Source organism: Bianquea renquensis (assembly GCF_014384895.1).
Taxonomy (GTDB): domain Bacteria; phylum Bacillota; class Clostridia; order Lachnospirales; family Bianqueaceae; genus Bianquea; species Bianquea renquensis.
The window spans coordinates 65,170-82,778 of the sequence record NZ_JACRSQ010000005.1 but is presented as its reverse complement, the minus strand read 5'-3'; the positions used below and the strand labels follow the sequence as shown (position 1 = coordinate 82,778).

Here is a 17,609-nt window from a genome sequence, read left to right as displayed (position 1 = left end):
TCATACAAAATTGAATAATTACTGCCTCAATATGTAAATTGCTCCATAAACGCTCTGATATTATCCGTGGGAAGCTCAATTCTTGTTTCCCATTTTCCACATATCATATCGTCGAGCTGGTCAATGTCACTTTCCTGGATAACAGGAATCCCAAAATCTTTTTGAAGTTCTGTTGCCCGATTGTCGATCGCAATAATGATTGTCCTGCGGCCCATCTGCATTGCGCGCATACCGCCATGTAATCTAGTACCAACAAAATCCGTATCCTGATTAAGCAAAAAATCGTTGTAAGATTCCAAATTGGGTTTTAACAGTTTAATGCCCTCCGTTCTCTGCAACGTCTGAAAATAGGCAGCGTCACCATTGCCCTGTACCCAAAACCAGACATTCTTATAATTTCTTTTCAGACACGAGATCAGCTTTTCATCTCTATTTTTATCCTGTTTATAGTCTGTCAGTGTAAATACAACAGTTGATGCCTTTGAAGTTGGGATTGATGCGCACTTTTCTTCTGTTAAACTCCACATTGTAGGACATGCAGTATTCACTACATTATGGATACCTATGCTTTTCAATGCCTGCTCAGTATAACTATCGCGAACGGAGTGCAGATAATCTTTGTTAAATAGATATTGATAGGCACTTCTTGTGTAAGCGTTGATTTTTTGATTGTATTGCTGAGACCCTACACCAATAAAAACACAGGGACCCGCTTGCCTTATAGTAGAAGCGGAAAGAGCCCACTGGCGCATATGAATAAGACTATTCAATTTGCCTACAATTAAATTACTTCCGCAGACAATCTTCTGTGTCACAGGGGTTCTATGAATATATCTTAAATATCTCCAGGATAGCGGGTTATGCGTAGACATCTCGATCGTAAATGCATCCGATAAATATCCACTTAACGCATACTTAACACTATCTACGATGATTTGGTCACCAAAGTTATCGCTTCCAATTGAAGGCTCATACAGAATTACTTTCTTCATATAAACTCCTTTTTTGCTAATCAAATTTTTCTATTTAGCAGTTGACGACTTCTCTCAACCAGTGTATTCAACAACAAACCTAATCCCAAAACACATATCACCGCAATCAACGGTATCACATAGGAAAATGATCCCATTTGCTTTTGTAATTCTCTTTCGATCAAGAAACCAATATTCTGGTGTATCACATATATCGAGTAAGAATTTACACCAATATATTCCAGTAAAGGATTTCTAAGGAACGGAATCTTATTATACAGACATAGCACGACCATAACCGCTGCTATCACCATCTCAATCAGGCCGACATAAGTGTGCAGAATTACTTGATAGCCAATAGACATAACAAGTATTCCCCAGTGCACGACTCCCATTTTTTCCCGGTCAATTAAAACAGCTTGCATTAAAAGTCCAAGTACAAATAGTGATATATATCGACCACCGAGCAGTTGTAACACAAAATATGCCGCCTTCGCTGCAATGGTTTGACCAGATACCTGCTGTACAATATGTAGTACCATACTGGATACGATCCATACATTATAAACCCAAAATCTTCTGTTATAGAAAAACTTATATATTACAGCTATCACAAAGTAAATTCCAATAAGTGATGTAATATACCAGTGCGCACTGTCCACATAGTCCACACCAATAAACCCATTCACAAAGAATATATTTATGAAAAATTCTGATAAACTGCATTCACGTCCCGGCAAACTAAACAGATGAGTAAAAAAGAATATTACACAGATAGCTACAAAATATGCCGGCCAAAGCCTGCGAAATTTCTTTCTGGCAAACCCGATTATTGTCCACTTTTCATGCTTTCTCGTCATATATAAGCCTGATAGAATAAAGAAAATCGCTACACCTAACTGTCCCCAGTAGTTTATAAATGCAAATGTTATAGTTCTGTTATTATACAGTTCTTGATATCTACAAAACATATGGTAGCACACAATAAGAAGAGCGGATCCCCCTCTCAAACCATCTATTGAGTAGTTCCTTTCCTGCAAATTTGACATAGATTTCTGTCCTCTCGTCTCCCACCAGATCAGCCCTGCATATACAGTTCCAGATATTGAGTATACGCTATTTCTTTCTTATAATTATTAGCATGCTCAACACAGGCTTCAATAGATTTCGGATTTTTTTGACACTCAAGAATTGCCTCCTTTATTCCTTCCAGATCATTTTGCTCCACAATGATTCCGCATTCACAACCTACCGATTCTGGGCTTCCTGTTCCGGTAAATGTAATGACCGGTGTTCCACAAGCCTGCGCCTCTAAATTGGTTGTAGGGAAATTATCACATCGTGTCGGATTCAAAAACACATCAGCTGCTGAATACAGCTCTGCAAGCTCGTCAACACTCTCTGTATGCTTCAATGCAAGAATACGTTTGTCTATATTTTTAATTTGCATTTCAGTAAGCCCGACCATAATGATCTGATATTTTCTAAAATCTAATGTATCCGCCAAATACTCAAACACGTCCAGTCCTTTTGGATACCCCCAAACATTAGCTACACCCAAAATTACAAATTTATCTCCAATTCTATACTTTTCTCTAACACTGTTATCTCGGGGATAGAACACATTTACATCGATCCCGTTGTTAATTACCTCTATAGGATACTCTTTGAGAAATGATTGCTGCACTTCGCGTTTCAGCCACTGCGAAGGAGTAACGATCGTCATTCGATCAACACCACAGAAGCTTCGTCGTTTATCATTATAATTTCGTTTGGAGCCATCCCAGAACAAACTCTTTGGATGCTCATGTTTTCGGATACATTTTTTACATCCTGTTTTCCATTTCTCACACTTCTCCAAAGAATAATATGGGCAATGCCCCGTATAACTCCAGCAATCATGGAGCGTCCAAATCACACGCTTGTTTGTCTTCTTTAGATAGTCAAACAACAAAAATACATTAATGTAGTAACCATGAAGGTTGTGCATGTGAATTACATCTGGATTATATTCTTCCAGATAACGAATTAGCTTCTTTGTCGCAAAATACGAACCGTAGCCGCACGCGTCAAACAATCTGGTCAAAAGGACATGCAGATAAATGCCGGCCGTATTTCCAATTTTATATGTTGTAACGTCTTTCGGTGGCACTCCACGGCCATACACAATTGTACTCTCGATGTCATTGTTCGTCAAAACCCGATAACAGTCAACAGCAATGCGTCCAACGCTCCCACCGCCAAACATTGTTGTAATCTCCAACACCTTCACTAGTTACTCACATCCTTCCTCGCCTACACATTTTTTGATACCTTCCGCAAATGTTGTCTCTACTTTCCAATCCAGCGATTTTACAACTTTTGAATTATTAGGCTGCAAATCTATCGGCCCATCAGGGCCATACGATTTCGCTCCATATTCAATCAAACTCTCGCTGCCAATGACATCTCTGATCTCCTCAACATATTCCTTTAACGGTCTGATATTCCCACTGGCAACATTATAGATACCGTTTTCGCAATCGACTTCCGCAAATTTCACCATTGCTCTCGCGGCATCTTCAACATATAGGTAATCCCAAAGTTGTGTACAGGCTGTCACTTGAATGGATTCATTGCGCTTCATCTTCTCAATCGATGACATAATCAATGTTCCAGGATCATCGTATTTTCCGTAAACACTGAAGATACGAGTCCAGATAAATTTCATGTCATACTGCTTTGCCATGTCTGCAAGGGTCTCACAGGCGTGTAACTTCTCCTTGCCATACGCGGTGTTCGGATTGCATGGAGCATTCTCCTCAACAGGACTGGCTGTTTTTCCATACTCAGCCTGAGAACCGGAGCCAATGAACAGACTACAACCCATTTCATGCGCCGCTTCCATTGCTTTTACAGCGCTATCATAATTGTTTCTTTGTATCTGCACGTTGTCACGATAAGGTACTCTGGCACCTTCCCATGCTAAATGATAGAATACATCCGCTCTTTTAATGTGCTTTGGAAGCTCCTGATACTCAACCATTTCTAGCTCTATTACCTGAACACAGGTCTCGTTGGGAAGGCGATTCAAATTCTTGCTGTTAGGCCTTACAATTGCATAAATCGTGCATTCTCTCTTCGCCCACTCTCTAATCAAATGTACGCCAATAAAGCTTGTGGCACCTGTAATGACAACATTCCTTTTCATGCAATCTTCCCCATTAAAGTGAACTCAAATAGTTAAACAAAGCGCGGTCCATTAAGGGCTCCTGATCTTGATTAGGCTTTCCAAACTCAAGTTTCGGAAACACATATGTGTTTTCCTTGATACTCACTTCGATCAAACAAGGGGCCACTCCTTCGAATAAGCTAGCCCTCACATCATCAGCAGACTCAATCTTGTAGTATTCAATTCCATAAGCCTTCGCAATCGCGCCAAAGTCAGGCACAGTATAGCCCCCCGTTGCCACAGTCTGTACATAGTTTTCCCCAAAATACATTTCTTGGAAATGACGAATCATACCCAGCGCGGAATTATTCATCAGTACAATCTTTATCGGCAATCTCTCCCGTGCAATTGTTTGCAATTCCTGGATGTTCATCTGGATACCACCGTCGCCGTTGAAGCTGACGACCGGACCGTGTGATGCATAGTAACAGCCGATAGCGGCTGGAAGAGAATAGCCCATAGCTCCATGCCCGCCAGAGAAGACCACCTTCTGACGCTCTTTAACCCTTAGAGACTGTGCAACCCATATCTGGTTTTGCCCAACATCCGCAGTTATTACAGCATTGCTGGGAATGTGTTCACTTATTTGTTCGACAATCTCGTTCGGCAGCCGTTTATCCATGCCAGCCAGCATAAACCTAATGGTACTACAAATCTCCAGCCATTCGCTGTAATCGAGCAATATATTATCCCATATATCGTTCAAAACGCGAAGCACTGCTGACACATCTGCACAGATCGCAACTTCATTGTCATGTACCCGATATGCAAGCTCACCTTCATCCACTTCAACCCGGATCAATGTTGCATTGGGCGCAAAATTTTCACGCTTAGCACCAACCTGACGGACATCTAACCTTGCACCGAGGGAGAGGAGCAAATCACTCTTGGCTACAATGAAGTTAGCTGCTCTGTCGCCGTAAGCACCGATGAATCCATAGTTTAACGCAGACTCATTGACAATATCCATAGAAATCATTGTCGACACAGTCGGTATACCTAGCTTAGCAATTACCTTGCGGGCATCAGCTACTGCATTTGCCATCTTGATGCCATTGCCCAACAGGATAACCGGTCTTTTTGCTTGTTTTAAGGCTTCCCTGATCTGCGCTATCCTTGATTCATCAAGTGTGCTCTCGTGAATTTCACTAGCCTCATAGACGCTTACTTGATCAGCATCGATCTCCGCATGTAAGATATCCATCGGAATATCCAAAAGCACCGGTCCTTTGCGACCAGATTGTGCCTGGGCAAAAGCAAAGTCCAATTGCCATTTCAAGCCATCTGCATTGTCAACCTTCGCTGCATACTTTGTGACACCTTTCACCATAGACACGATATCCGTTTCCTGAAAGCCACGTTGTCGAACCGGCATCTCATTCTTGGCTTCGAACGTATTTACTTGCCCCGTAATAAAAAGTGTTGGAATTGAGTCAAAAAACGCATTGCAGATGCCTGTTATCAGATTCGTAGCACCCGGACCGCTCGTAGCATATGCGACGCCAACTTTGCCACTTGTCTGTGCGTAACCGCAAGCGGCAAACGCCGCCCCTTGCTCGTGATATGTTACATGCGCGGCTATCTGCCCTTGATACTTGCTGAATGAATCCATCAGATGTGTAACCATGCCACCCGGATATCCGAACACATCCGTTATCCCTTTACCAATTAAATATTCAACAATATAATCAGACGCTTTCACTGATTCGTCTCCTATTCTGACTTATCGGTTAATAGCCTCGATAATGACCTGCGCCATATAGTCGATCATCTCGTCGCTCATTCCCGGATACACACCAACCCAAAAGGTGTTATTCATAATAAAATCCGTGTCATCAAGGTCGCCTACAACTCGATATGCATCAGTTCCTCGGATCTGATCAAAACAGGGGTGCTTGATTAGATTACCACTGAACAGCAGACGGGTTTGAACATTGCGCTCTTCAATATATTTTGTGATGTCATTGCGCTTCCGTTCGCTCTCTGGCTTCACGGAAATTAAGAAACCAAACCAAGAAGGGCGGCTATCCTTCGCAGGCTCTGGCAAGATAATTTTATCCTGGACATGCTCCAGCGCCGCATGGAGACGCTCCCAGTTGTGACGGCGGCGTTCAACAAAGACCGGGAATTTTTTTAGCTGTTCCACTCCGACCGCTGCTTGCATATCTGTTACTTTCAAGTTATATCCGAAATGGCTATATACATATTTGTGATCATACCCCTGCGGTAATTCACCATTTTGTCCATCAAAACGACGGCCACAGAAATTGTCTTGGCCAGAGGGGCAAATACAATCTCGACCCCAGTCACGATAGGAGAGAATCAGACGATGCAGCTTCGGATTATCCGTGTAAACACATCCGCCCTCTCCCATGGTCATATGATGCGGCGGATAGAAACTGCTCGTGCCAATGTCACCCCATGTACCCGTAAATTTCGTCACTCCATCAATCGTATACTGGGTTCCGAGTGCGTCGCAGTTGTCCTCCACCAGCCATAGATTGTGTTTATCGCAGAAGGTTTTCACCGCAGCTAAATCAAACGGATTGCCCAAAGTATGTGCAATCATAACTGCTTTCGTCTTATTGCTCAGAGCTTCTTCTAGCTTTGTCACATCAATGTTATACTGTGGTACGGTTACATCGACAAAAACTGGAACGGCACCATACTGAAGGATAGGGTTCACAGTAGTTGGAAAACCGCAGGCAACGGTAATAACCTCATCGCCGCGCTTAATCTGGCGGTCTCCTAATTCAGGAGCCGTCAATATAGAAAACGCGATTAAATTCGCGGAAGAGCCACTATTGACTAGATGGGCATACTTCACACCAATCCACTCTGCAAAATCTTTCTCGAACTGATCTGAGAAACGCCCCGTCGTCAGCCAAAAATCAAGCACAGCATCTGTCAGACTGCACATTTCTTTTTCGTCAAACACACGGGAAGCATAGCTAATGCGATCGCCGGGCTTGAATTCTCCTTTTTTTTCCTTAAAATCATGATAATAGTTGACAACCATGGCTTTGATCTGCTCACGTGCTTCTGTTTCATTCTTCCAATTACCCATTTTGCTTTCCTCCATACATCCTTCTACTCATCGCTACCCATCTTGCAAAAACTCCTCAATCTGCCTGTCCATGCAATGCCTCACATCATTGCCATTGATCCAGCATTTGCTCCACTCCACAACCTTTTCAATGGCCTTATCTAGAGTCCAATGTGGCTTCCATCCAAAGGCCGCCCTGAGCTTTGAGCAATCCAGCTTCAGAAAGTTCGCTTCGTGTGGACCGCCATCACAGCGGCTGATCCAATTTATGTTATCACCCCAAAGTTTCACAAACAGATTGACAAGTGCTCCGGTCTGAAAACAGTCTTGCTCATCCGGTCCAACATTGTAATAACCGGCAAAACTGCAATCCTTATACTGCATTGCTGCAATCAACAGATAGACATACAGGGGCTCCAGTACATGCTGATAGGGTCTCGTCGAGTACGGATTTCTTACAAAAATATCCTGTTTATTGATTGCAGCACGGATACAATCCGGGATTATTCGATCATTGGCAAAATCACCGCCACCGATAACATTACCGGCACGAGCGGTAGAAATAGCCACACTTCCATCAGCAAAAAAGCTGTTCTTGAAAGAATGTGTAACAAGCTCGGAACAGGATTTTGAGTTAGAATAAGGGTCATAACCATCCAGTTCATCGTTTTCCCGATATCCCCATGCCCATTCCTTATTAAGGTAAACCTTATCGGTGGTTACATTCAGGAACGACTTTACACAGTTGCTGGTACGTACACATTCTAGAATATTGACTGTACCCATGACATTCGCTTCGTATGTATATCGGGGATCTTTATAGCTATCCCGAACAATCGGCTGAGCAGCAAGATGTAACACTATTTCCGGCTGCGCTTCATGAAAAGTTTTCTTCAGCTTTTTGTAATCTCTGATGTCACCAATAACAGAGTGAACATCCTGTTCAATTTTGGCTATCTCAAACAGGGAAGGTTCCGTCGGGGGATTTAGAGAGTATCCCGTAACAATGGCTCCAACATTCGCCAATATTTTACAAAGCCATGAACCTTTGAATCCAGTGTGGCCAGTTATGAATACCTTTTTTCCGCCATAAAATGATATATCAAAACTCATTAGTCTTCCCACACTTTCCAAGGCGCTTTTTCGCTGGCCCATAGTTTTTCGAGCTGTTCCTTCTCTCTTACAGTATCCATGCACTGCCAGTAGCCTTCGTGCTTGTACGCCATAAGCTGTCCCATCTTGGCCGCCTTCTCCAATGGTTCCTTTTCCAGCACAGTGGCATCGCCGTCGATTAAGTCGATAAATTCCGGTTTGCAAATCATATAGCCGATATTAATCATATTGCCATCCCCCCGAGTCTTTTCACGAAACTCCGTGATGTGCCCCTCAGGGTCAATATCCAATACTCCGAAACGCTGACCAGCATTATATGCAGACATGGTCACCAGCTTGCCATGCTCTTTGTGAAAAACAAGCTCTTTATCTAAATCTACATCCGCCACGCCATCGCCATATGTCAGGAAGAATGATTCATCCTCAATGTATTCGCGAATACGCTTCACCCTGCCACCGGTCATGGTGTTCAAACCCGTGTCCACCACAGTAATCCTCCACTGTTCGCAATTCTGATTGTGGACAATCACCTCGTTTTTACCATTGGTATAATCAAACGTAATATCACTATTGTGCAGAAAGTAGTCAGCAAACCATTCTTTAATCACATGCTGCTTATAGCCAGCACAGATGATAAAGTCTTGAACACCATAACTTGCATATAGTTTCATAATATGCCACAGAATCGGCATACCGCCGATTTCAATCATCGGCTTTGGCTTATAAATGGATTCTTCTGAAATACGAGTGCCAAACCCTCCCGCCAAGAGAACTGCTTTCATTGCTACTTATCTCCTTTGCTCTTCTCAAATAACATCGCATCTACCAAGTAACGGTACCAATATGCATGAAAATATGCGTAAAGTTTTCCTTCTTTACCATCTAAAAATCCAAGTCGGAAATAGTAACGATATATGTAATACATCCATGCTCTTAGCCCAGAGGGCAACTTATAATAAACTCGATATTTAAGTATTCTCTTGATCTTTGCACTTCTTTCGAGTCCTGACAATTCTATAGCCTTAGCATCTTCTTTTTTCTGGGCGAAGTCATTGGATGCCCACTCGGCATACTGCACATGCTTCTGTGACCAATTCACAAGTCCCTTATAATCCTTATGCAGTAAATAGCTATTCATATAAACCATTTCACCGCTGATCAGTCGGATATGCTGGTCGAGCAAGATATCTTCCATAAACGCTGTTTTAGGGCGAAACACCCGCAGCTTTCGCAAAGTTGAAGCGCCGTACTTCAGCGACTTGCCCATAAACTCGATACGGTATTTGACCACAATTCCATTTACGTTTGATGCTACATGCTGGTCACATAGCGATTTTAACTCGCTTCGAGACTCCTTTGTCAGGCGTTCATCTGCATCAATAAACAAAATCCAATTAGAATCGAAGGTGATGCTATCCATGCCGAACTGAAAGCGATCGAAGTATCCGCAATCCTTCTGATACACTTCTGCCCCACAGCACTTTGCCAATTCAACCGTGCTGTCCTTGCTACAACCATCCAGCACAATCATTCTGTCAGCAATATCTTTTACAGATTCCAAACATTCCGCAATGTTCTTTTCTTCGTTATATGTAAGTGTAACTGTCGTAATTGTTGACATTTCTTCTTCCCCTCACAAACCCAGAATTGCATTCTTATACTTTTCCAGGCTGACATCCTTGGTCAGATTCTGTTCTAAATTTTCACGTCCACGCTGCCCCATAGCAACCAGCTCATCGCTGTCAGCATTTTCAATGAACCAACGAATATTATCTTCAATAGTCTTACAATTACCAGGTTCAGACACCAAACCGTTCTGAGTTTCCTCTATGATAAGATGTACTTCTGAACCTTTCTCAAGAACAGCAAGAATTGCTTTCTGGCAGCTGGCAACCCCATAATATTTCGACGGACAAGAGACTCCTTTTATACCCTTCGCATTCACAACCCAGTGTACATCGGCCGCATTTAGGCTGTAAATCAAATTTGCCTTGTCCTGATAGGGAATAAATGTTACATTATCCATATGATGCCTATCTACATATTTTACAAGCTTATCCAGTACAGTACCAGCACCCACAAAGGCGAAGATAACGTCTCGTCCATCATTCGTTTTTGTTCCGGGTTCAAATTTTTCTATTACCGTGATCAGGTCCTCCAAACCATAGTACAACCCGATATTTCCTGAATACATAATGACAAACTTGCCTTCCAGCCCATATTTCCTCTTAAAAGCAACAACACCTTCATTATCTTTATCCAGCTGATAAATCTTCTTCTCGTCAATCCAGTTGTTGATCATCACCGTCTTTGGCACTTTCTTTCCCTTGAACCGTATATTCATCGTCTCTACTAAGTCTCGACCAACTGTAATAACCAAATCGCTCTGCTTACAACTAAACTTATCTAACCATATCATCGCTTTTAGAATCAGTGGGTTCTTGCTGTATCCCACTGCCATGACTTGTTCTGGATTGAAGTCTTGAATGTTATAGATATACTTGGCACGCTTGATCCATTTGCCCCATACCCCCAATAAACCGCCAAGGATTGGCGGTTGGGAAATGGAAAATACATAATTTTGCTTCCCCACTTTGAATGTGGCTACCATCGCCCCAAAGAAATACCCGAGGATATTTTTGATTCTGCTCATCTTGTTGGACTTTGTAAACTCCGATACCCGGACACGTAGCACGCGAACCCCGTCAATTTGCTCCTCATAAAACAGCTTTGTCTTATATGCCGACGCAATCGTACCTTCATATGAGGGCACGACGCAAATGACCGTAATATCAAAGGCATCGAGTATTCCTTCCGCCAATTCTCTCAAAATTTGACCTGTAGATGCCACATCCGGTACATAGTAATGGGCATAAATCAAAAGCTTCTTCCTTGTATCCATTGCTTCGGGTTCCCTTCATTCAATTCTCATACAGCCAGGACGCTTTTTTTCATCCCTCAGCGTTATCAATATAAAACGCCTTATACCACTGTGCAAATTTCCGCAGCCCTTCACGCAAGCTCGTACTCGGCTTAAATCCGAAGTCCCGCTCCAGCGCACTCGTATCCGCATACGTCACAGGTACATCGCCGGGCTGCATCGGTACAAGCTCTTTATGGCTCTCAAAATCGTAGTTCTCTGGCAGCAAGCCTGCATAAATCAACTCTTGCTGCAGAATATCTACAAAGTCCATCAAGTTTTCCGGGCTGTTGTTTCCAATATTGTACACAGCATACGGCGGGATAGGTAACCCGTCTTCTCCATTCACCTTCTCAGGCGCATGCTGCATAACACGCACAACACCTTCGACTATATCATCCACATAGGTAAAATCTCGTTTGCACTTTCCATAATTGAAAATCTGAATCGTCTCGCCACGGCGAAGCTTATTGGTAAAGCCAAAATACGCCATATCCGGACGTCCTGCTGGACCGTAAACAGTAAAAAAACGCAGGCCCGTTGAAGGAATGCTGTACAGCTTTGAATATGCATGTGCTAGCAGCTCGTTGCTCTTTTTGGTCGCCGCATAAAGCGACACAGGGTTATCCACTTTATCATCTGTGGAATACGGGACTTTCTTATTAGAGCCATACACAGATGAACTTGAGGCATATACCAGATGCTCCACCGGGTGATTCCGGCACGCCTCCAGAATATTGAAAAATCCAATTAGATTGGATTCAATGTACGCATCCGGGGCGATGATAGAATAGCGTACTCCAGCCTGCGCCGCTAGATTGACAACCACCTGCGGTTTATATTCAGTAAAAACCTCTTCAATCAGCTGTTTGTCTGCAATATTTCCCTTTACAAATACAAAATTCGGATATTGCACCAGCTGCGCAAGACGATACTCTTTTAAATGAACATCGTAGTAATCATTCATGTTATCCAAACCGATGACCGCTATGCCTTGCATATCCGCATACAATCTTTTTACTAAATTAGAACCAATGAATCCGGCAGCGCCAGTAACCAGAATCGTGTTATGATTTAAATTAACATTTGATTTCAGCATATGATCCCCTCATACATTCGCACAACTTTCATTGCACCTTTCAATCGCGTCGAAAAATATCGCGCGTGTACACCTTATCTTTCACATTATCCAGACAACTATCATACCGATTGGCGATGATAGCATCACACATACTATTGAATTTTTCCAGGTCATTGACCACAAGACTTCCAAAAAACGTACTTCCATCTTCCAGCGTGGGCTCATAGATCACCACAGTTGCCCCTTTTGCTTTTATCCGCTTCATAACCCCTTGTATACTACTCTGTCGGAAGTTATCAGAATTGCTCTTCATTGTCAGGCGGTACACACCAACCGTTGCTGGCTTTTCTTTGCTCTTGCTGTACTGGTTATCTTCCTCATAGCCATAGCAGCCAGCCATTTTTAAGACTTGGTCAGCAATAAAGTCTTTCCTCGTCCGATTGCTATCAACGATCGCCTGGATCAGGTTCTCCGGCACATCCCCATAATTTGCCAGCAGCTGCTTTGTGTCTTTTGGCAGGCAGTATCCGCCATACCCGAAGCTCGGATTGTTGTAGTGACTCCCGATGCGAGGATCAAGGCAAACACCATCAATGATCTGCTGCGTGTTCAACCCCTTCATCTCTGCATATGTATCCAGTTCATTGAAATAGGAAATACGAAGGGCCAAATAGGTGTTTGCAAATAACTTCACAGCTTCGGCTTCCGTAAAGCCCATGAACAGCGTATCGATATTTTCCTTGATGGCGCCTTCTTGGAGTAACCCAGCAAACGTATGAGCCGCATTTAGCAGATGCTCATCATTCATATCCGTACCGACGATAATCCGGCTGGGATACAGGTTGTCGTACAATGCCTTTGACTCTCTTAAAAATTCAGGGCTAAAGATTATATTCTTAGAACATGTCCTCTTTCGAATGCTTGCTGTGTAACCCACCGGAATCGTAGACTTAATAACCATAACAGCATCTGGGTTACACTCCATAACCAGCTTAATTACGGCTTCCACGGCAGACGTGTCAAAGTGTTGCGTAGCCGAGTCATAGTTTGTAGGTGCCGCGATCACAACAAAATCCGCATTACTGTATGCGAGCTTTGCGTCAAGTGTTGCGGTCAAATTCAGATCTTTCGCAGCGAGATATTGTTCGATATAGTCATCCTGAATCGGAGATTTTCGGTTGTTAATTAGCTCCACTTTTTCAGGAATAATATCCACCGCATATACAGTATGATGCTGCGCAAGAAGAACAGCCAATGAAAGGCCAACATAGCCAGTCCCTGCTACAGCAATCGTATACTTCTTATCCATAGTTTGTTTTCCTCGTCTCTCTTAGCTAAACTGATAGTGGTATCTATTATAATCACTGTGGGATTGATACCATCTGATCTTCACTGAATCCTTCTTCTAGCCAGCATCCCGCAACTCACACAAACTCCCAATCCCAAACGTCGACGCCACTATCCTGGAAAACCCCTCGCAGTCTCTCGGACAGTCTCTCCCTACTCACACCCTTCTTCAGCACCGCCTGTAAGAAGCCACCGCCGCCAGCACCGCAGATAAATCTCGCCTCAAGCAGATCGTCGCACGCCAGGAAGATCTGATCAATGCAGGTATTCGTAGAGCCACTGTCCAGCTGCTTGGACAGTTCCCAATGCCGGTCCAGGAGCTCTGCAAAGGCATCCACATTTCCCTGCTCCAGCTCAAACTGCATCAGCACGGCGAGCCGTTTCATCTCATGCAGCGCCTCAATGCTCTCCGAGCGCCCTCCGATGTAGCCGCCCACCACGTCCTTCAACAGATTTCTCGCAAGCCGCCTCTGCCCGGAATAAATCAGGACAAATCGCTCTTGTAGCTCTGCGATCGTTTCTGCCGGGATCTTCAACGGCTGCACCTCAATATCCTGGCAGAGTCCCGGTTTTGTACGGATTAACTTGATACCACTGGTCAACCCACCAACTTGATCCTGCCAGCCGCCTCCGGTACTCATCAGTTGTTCCATACAAAGCACAAGGCTGTACAGGGAGGCATCGTCAATTTTCCGTCCCATGAATTCAAAAAGGGCTTTCCCACAGGCCGCCGACAAGATACTGCTGGTGCCCAGGCCGGATCCCTTCGGCACGCCCACCACCCAGGTAGACAGCTGAATGCCCCCGCCAAGCTTTCGAAGCACTTCTGTCAGGTCCGCATTCCCTTTCCTTGGAATAACCCCACATGCGATCAGGGCTGCTTTATGGAGCGCAAAGGAATCATAGGGATTCGCGCAGTTCTGAATGTCCTCCACCGAAAGCGCTTGCCCGCTTGCCCCAATGTCGGTACTTTCAAACCGAACCACCAATTCATCCAGTTTTTTCACTTCCACATGAACCGGCAATTCTCCGTTCAGCCTTATGGCGGCATTCAATACAAGGCCACCGTGCTCATTGCAATAAGGCGGTGTATCCGTCCAGCCTCCCCCCCAGTTCACACGGACCGGAAGCTCTATACTCACACAATCTTTTGCGATCGTATAGGAACTACTGTCCTGGATATACTGCACTGCTTCGTCTGTGATGGCCTGACGTATGCTATGGAAGCACAGCGATTCCAGATAATCGTACCCATGCCCGCTAAGCTTTTTCTTTTTCATCTTCTGGTACCGTGACAGATAGTAATAAATTCGAATCTTGGCTTCAAAAGGCTTCTTCTCCGCTTCTTCCATCAGCAGCGCATACTTGGCTTCATCAATGCCCTCATCCCCAAAAATCTGTAGAGCGTCCTGAACTGATTCCCGTCTTTGGATGGCGTCTAGGAAGCGGGCTACAAGAATCTGTTCCTCCAGGCGCTGTTTTCTGGGTATAATCGCTTGTACATCGGCTTCATTAAAACTTTCGAAAAGGCTTGTGCGCCTGGATTGTCTCCAGTGCAGCAAGGTGTCCGGGGAAAGGGGAGAGCCCGCCGCCAAACGGTATACATCCAGTGCCGCTGCAACGGCTTCCCTCATGGTGTCACAGACCGGGTACAATTTGGCAAACCACAGGTAGGGCTCCTGGTCCGGCCACAGGTCCTGGACCAGTAAGCCATAGGTCTCCAAAAATGCGGATAATGTTGTGCCGAGAAATCCGGCATTGTCTTCTAACTTCCCCTTAGGATTATCCAATACGTTGTAAATCCGGACAACATACTTCCCATCCTTGAGAACAAGGCCATGAAGTGCAACGCAGTCCGGGATTGCCACATGATCCAAATCCACATTGGAAATAACGCATCCTCTGCCGATCTCGACATCATGGGAAATGACAGAGTTTTCTATATATGTGCCGTCGCCAATCACAGCGCCATGATCGATCCGACTGGTGTGCACAGCACAGGTCCCGCCCAATTCTGCATTGGTCATGACCATGTGTTTCCATGCAAGGAATGCATAGCTGTTGACCCCCTCCGTAACCAGTGCCGCCAGTTCCCTGGTGGTTCCAAAATGGATAAATTCTGCCGGAGAAAGGCAAAGCAACTTTAAGGAAAACCCCTGTAACACATCCCATAATTGTCTCCTGCAATCGAGAAGCTCCTGACAAATCGTGCCTTCCGCCGCCTCTCGGCAATACTGCTCTAACGTCGCACTCTTAGCCAGGGGGTACAGAAAATCCCCATAAAAGCTAAGCCGCGCTCTCTCGTTGACAAAGGCCTGATATTTCCTCTTATCGATTGTATGATCCGTACAGAGGAGAGAGTAGAGCGCATTCAGCATATGGGCATCCAGGGCGATGGCACCGGTGTCAAGATCCACATTGCCTTGTTCATTCACCGCGCCAAGTCTTTTCAGATGCTCCTCCGACTGCTTATGCAAAAACAGATCCACGTACCCCTTTCCGTCACTTAAGAAGACCCCGTGATTCTTTCCGGTCTCCACTGGTTCTTTGATGGATATGGCCATGGCGCCACGAAACTGAAAATCAATCTGTAGCGGATTGAAAAGCAGAAGGACATCCCCAGATACGACAAGCATCCCCTCTTGAATCCGCCCTGGCACCCCTGACATCCCGATGATAAATTCATCAAAGAGGGTAGACGCTTGGCCGTTGGGCAGCTCACGCGGGACTGGTGCAAACAGTTTTCCGCAAGCCGAGTACTGGGGAACTCGTTTGCTGTCCCCACCAGAATGAATCACCAGGATTCGCTTATTATGAAAAGGATTTAGGGAAACAGAGGCTTCCTGTTCCGCAATATACCGAAGCACGTTGAAGGTAGCGCCGCCGGAGCCAACGCGCTTTCCATCCGGGTCGGGGAGCACAGCATATTTTGTAGAATCCGGCAGAAGTTTTCTATCCAGCCGGTACTGTAGCTGTTGTCGGTAGCTTGCTGCCTGCTCCTCATTGGAAGCTGTCAGGATAATATAGTCCCACTTTATAAAAGAAGTTTTTCGGAGACTTCTCACATAATCTTCCCAGGAATCCAGATAGCTCTGCTGAAGAAACAAATTTTTAATCGTTTTATAGGTATAGTTCATATATGCTGTTCCTTATTGTCAGTCGCTGAAATTTAGGTCTCAAGGTTGACCGATAGCGCGAGGAAAAAATCCTCCCGTTCGAAACTGCACCAGCCTCATTCCCCCTGCATGGTCACCACAGCTTTGACGGTCCCAAAAATAATTTTCCAGTCAACCCAGAAGCTGCGCTCCCGTATGTATTTCTGATCCAGTTCCATCCACTCTTCAAAACTAAGTGAATTCCGATGGGGTTGAATCTGCCAGTAACAAGTCAAACCCGGCTTCACAGACAGGCGTCTCCGATCAAACTCGTCATACTGCTCAACTTCCCGGGGAAGCGCCGGCCTCGGCCCCACGAGGCTCATATTCCCCTTTAAAATGTTGAGCAGCTGCGGCAGTTCATCGATGCCGGTCTTTCGAATAAACTTACCAATCCGCGTGATCCGCGGATCTTCTTTGATCTTGAACACCGGGCCGTCCATCTCGTTATCCTTGAGCAACTCTCCCAGCTTTTCCTCCGCCTGCGGTACCATGGACCGGAACTTAAAGAAGCGAAAGGATTTTCCATTCTTTCCGATACGCTCCTGCACAAAAATTGGCCCAGCACCCGGGCTATCGATCACGATGATGAGAGCCAAAAGCAGCATAAAGGGCGCCAGCGCTAGCAAAGCCAGGGCAGAAAAGAGAATATCCTGTGCCCGTCTCCCAAACTGGTACGCTCTCTTTGTTTCAAACGGTTCCCGGCAGTCACTCAGGCCCATTCCTTCATTGGGCTCCACCCGTGCAAGAGTATCCAACTGGATT

Annotated in this window: 14 protein-coding genes; all 14 read right to left on the bottom strand. The window is 44.8% G+C overall.

Annotated features, from left to right (window positions below; translation table 11 throughout):
* Window positions 1-26: 26 nt before the first annotated feature.
* The 14 genes from H8730_RS05130 to H8730_RS05065 all read right to left on the bottom strand — a co-directional run bounded on the left by H8730_RS05130 (window position 27) and on the right by H8730_RS05065 (window position 17,566).
* Window positions 27-992, bottom strand: coding sequence for a polysaccharide pyruvyl transferase family protein (locus H8730_RS05130; protein ID WP_177719695.1), 966 nt, complete (start codon window positions 990-992; stop codon window positions 27-29).
* 20 nt (window positions 993-1,012) lie between these two features.
* Complete coding sequence (locus H8730_RS05125) at window positions 1,013-2,020, bottom strand: acyltransferase family protein (protein WP_177719696.1); 1,008 nt, start codon at window positions 2,018-2,020, stop codon at window positions 1,013-1,015.
* Between the two features lie 29 nt (window positions 2,021-2,049).
* A complete protein-coding gene (locus H8730_RS05120) occupies window positions 2,050-3,219 on the bottom strand; it encodes a glycosyltransferase (RefSeq protein WP_249289518.1) in 1,170 nt (389 codons plus the stop codon).
* 27 nt (window positions 3,220-3,246) lie between these two features.
* On the bottom strand, window positions 3,247-4,161 hold the full coding sequence (locus H8730_RS05115) for an NAD-dependent epimerase/dehydratase family protein (RefSeq protein WP_177719698.1): 915 nt from the start codon (window positions 4,159-4,161) through the stop codon (window positions 3,247-3,249).
* Between the two features lie 13 nt (window positions 4,162-4,174).
* Window positions 4,175-5,884, bottom strand: a complete 1,710-nt coding sequence (locus tag H8730_RS17845) for a thiamine pyrophosphate-dependent enzyme (RefSeq protein WP_177719699.1) — start codon at window positions 5,882-5,884, stop codon at window positions 4,175-4,177.
* Between the two features lie 21 nt (window positions 5,885-5,905).
* On the bottom strand, window positions 5,906-7,249 hold the full coding sequence (gene rfbH / locus H8730_RS05105; protein ID WP_177719700.1) for a lipopolysaccharide biosynthesis protein RfbH: 1,344 nt from the start codon (window positions 7,247-7,249) through the stop codon (window positions 5,906-5,908).
* Window positions 7,250-7,282: 33 nt separating this feature from the next.
* Window positions 7,283-8,341 carry a CDP-glucose 4,6-dehydratase gene (rfbG, locus tag H8730_RS05100; protein ID WP_177719701.1) on the bottom strand — a complete coding sequence of 353 codons (1,059 nt, stop codon included), beginning with the start codon at window positions 8,339-8,341 and terminating at the stop codon, window positions 7,283-7,285.
* Window positions 8,341-9,123, bottom strand: coding sequence for a glucose-1-phosphate cytidylyltransferase (gene rfbF / locus H8730_RS05095; protein ID WP_177719702.1), 783 nt, complete (start codon window positions 9,121-9,123; stop codon window positions 8,341-8,343). Before rfbF ends, rfbG begins: the two co-directional genes overlap by 1 nt.
* 2 nt (window positions 9,124-9,125) lie before the next feature.
* Entirely contained in the window at window positions 9,126-9,962 is an 837-nt protein-coding gene (locus tag H8730_RS05090; RefSeq protein WP_177719703.1) for a glycosyltransferase family 2 protein, read from the bottom strand.
* 12 nt (window positions 9,963-9,974) lie between these two features.
* Window positions 9,975-11,243 (bottom strand): glycosyltransferase family 4 protein, encoded by a 1,269-nt coding sequence (locus H8730_RS05085; protein WP_249289515.1) that lies wholly within the window; start codon window positions 11,241-11,243, stop codon window positions 9,975-9,977.
* Between the two features lie 49 nt (window positions 11,244-11,292).
* A complete protein-coding gene (locus tag H8730_RS05080) occupies window positions 11,293-12,360 on the bottom strand; it encodes an NAD-dependent epimerase/dehydratase family protein (protein WP_177713583.1) in 1,068 nt (355 codons plus the stop codon).
* 40 nt (window positions 12,361-12,400) lie between these two features.
* Window positions 12,401-13,651, bottom strand: coding sequence for a nucleotide sugar dehydrogenase (locus H8730_RS05075; protein WP_177713584.1), 1,251 nt, complete (start codon window positions 13,649-13,651; stop codon window positions 12,401-12,403).
* A 115-nt stretch (window positions 13,652-13,766) separates the two neighbouring features.
* Window positions 13,767-16,826: a fucose pyrophosphorylase domain-containing protein gene (locus tag H8730_RS05070; RefSeq protein ID WP_177713585.1), complete on the bottom strand. Its 3,060-nt coding sequence runs from the start codon at window positions 16,824-16,826 to the stop codon at window positions 13,767-13,769.
* Between the two features lie 95 nt (window positions 16,827-16,921).
* Entirely contained in the window at window positions 16,922-17,566 is a 645-nt protein-coding gene (locus H8730_RS05065) for a sugar transferase (protein WP_177713594.1), read from the bottom strand.
* Window positions 17,567-17,609: the final 43 nt, after the last annotated feature.

Coding starts and splice junctions, on each gene's coding strand:
- H8730_RS05130 (WP_177719695.1), bottom strand. CDS start 992: ATGAAGAAAGTAATTCTGTATGAGCCTTCAATTGGAAGCGATAACTTT.
- H8730_RS05125 (WP_177719696.1), bottom strand. CDS start 2,020: ATGTCAAATTTGCAGGAAAGGAACTACTCAATAGATGGTTTGAGAGGG.
- H8730_RS05120 (WP_249289518.1), bottom strand. CDS start 3,219: ATGTTTGGCGGTGGGAGCGTTGGACGCATTGCTGTTGACTGTTATCGG.
- H8730_RS05115 (WP_177719698.1), bottom strand. CDS start 4,161: ATGAAAAGGAATGTTGTCATTACAGGTGCCACAAGCTTTATTGGCGTA.
- rfbH (WP_177719700.1), bottom strand. CDS start 7,249: ATGGGTAATTGGAAGAATGAAACAGAAGCACGTGAGCAGATCAAAGCC.
- rfbG (WP_177719701.1), bottom strand. CDS start 8,341: ATGAGTTTTGATATATCATTTTATGGCGGAAAAAAGGTATTCATAACT.
- rfbF (WP_177719702.1), bottom strand. CDS start 9,123: ATGAAAGCAGTTCTCTTGGCGGGAGGGTTTGGCACTCGTATTTCAGAA.
- H8730_RS05090 (WP_177719703.1), bottom strand. CDS start 9,962: ATGTCAACAATTACGACAGTTACACTTACATATAACGAAGAAAAGAAC.
- H8730_RS05085 (WP_249289515.1), bottom strand. CDS start 11,243: ATGGATACAAGGAAGAAGCTTTTGATTTATGCCCATTACTATGTACCG.
- H8730_RS05080 (WP_177713583.1), bottom strand. CDS start 12,360: ATGCTGAAATCAAATGTTAATTTAAATCATAACACGATTCTGGTTACT.
- H8730_RS05075 (WP_177713584.1), bottom strand. CDS start 13,651: ATGGATAAGAAGTATACGATTGCTGTAGCAGGGACTGGCTATGTTGGC.
- H8730_RS05070 (WP_177713585.1), bottom strand. CDS start 16,826: ATGAACTATACCTATAAAACGATTAAAAATTTGTTTCTTCAGCAGAGC.
- H8730_RS05065 (WP_177713594.1), bottom strand. CDS start 17,566: ATGGGCCTGAGTGACTGCCGGGAACCGTTTGAAACAAAGAGAGCGTAC.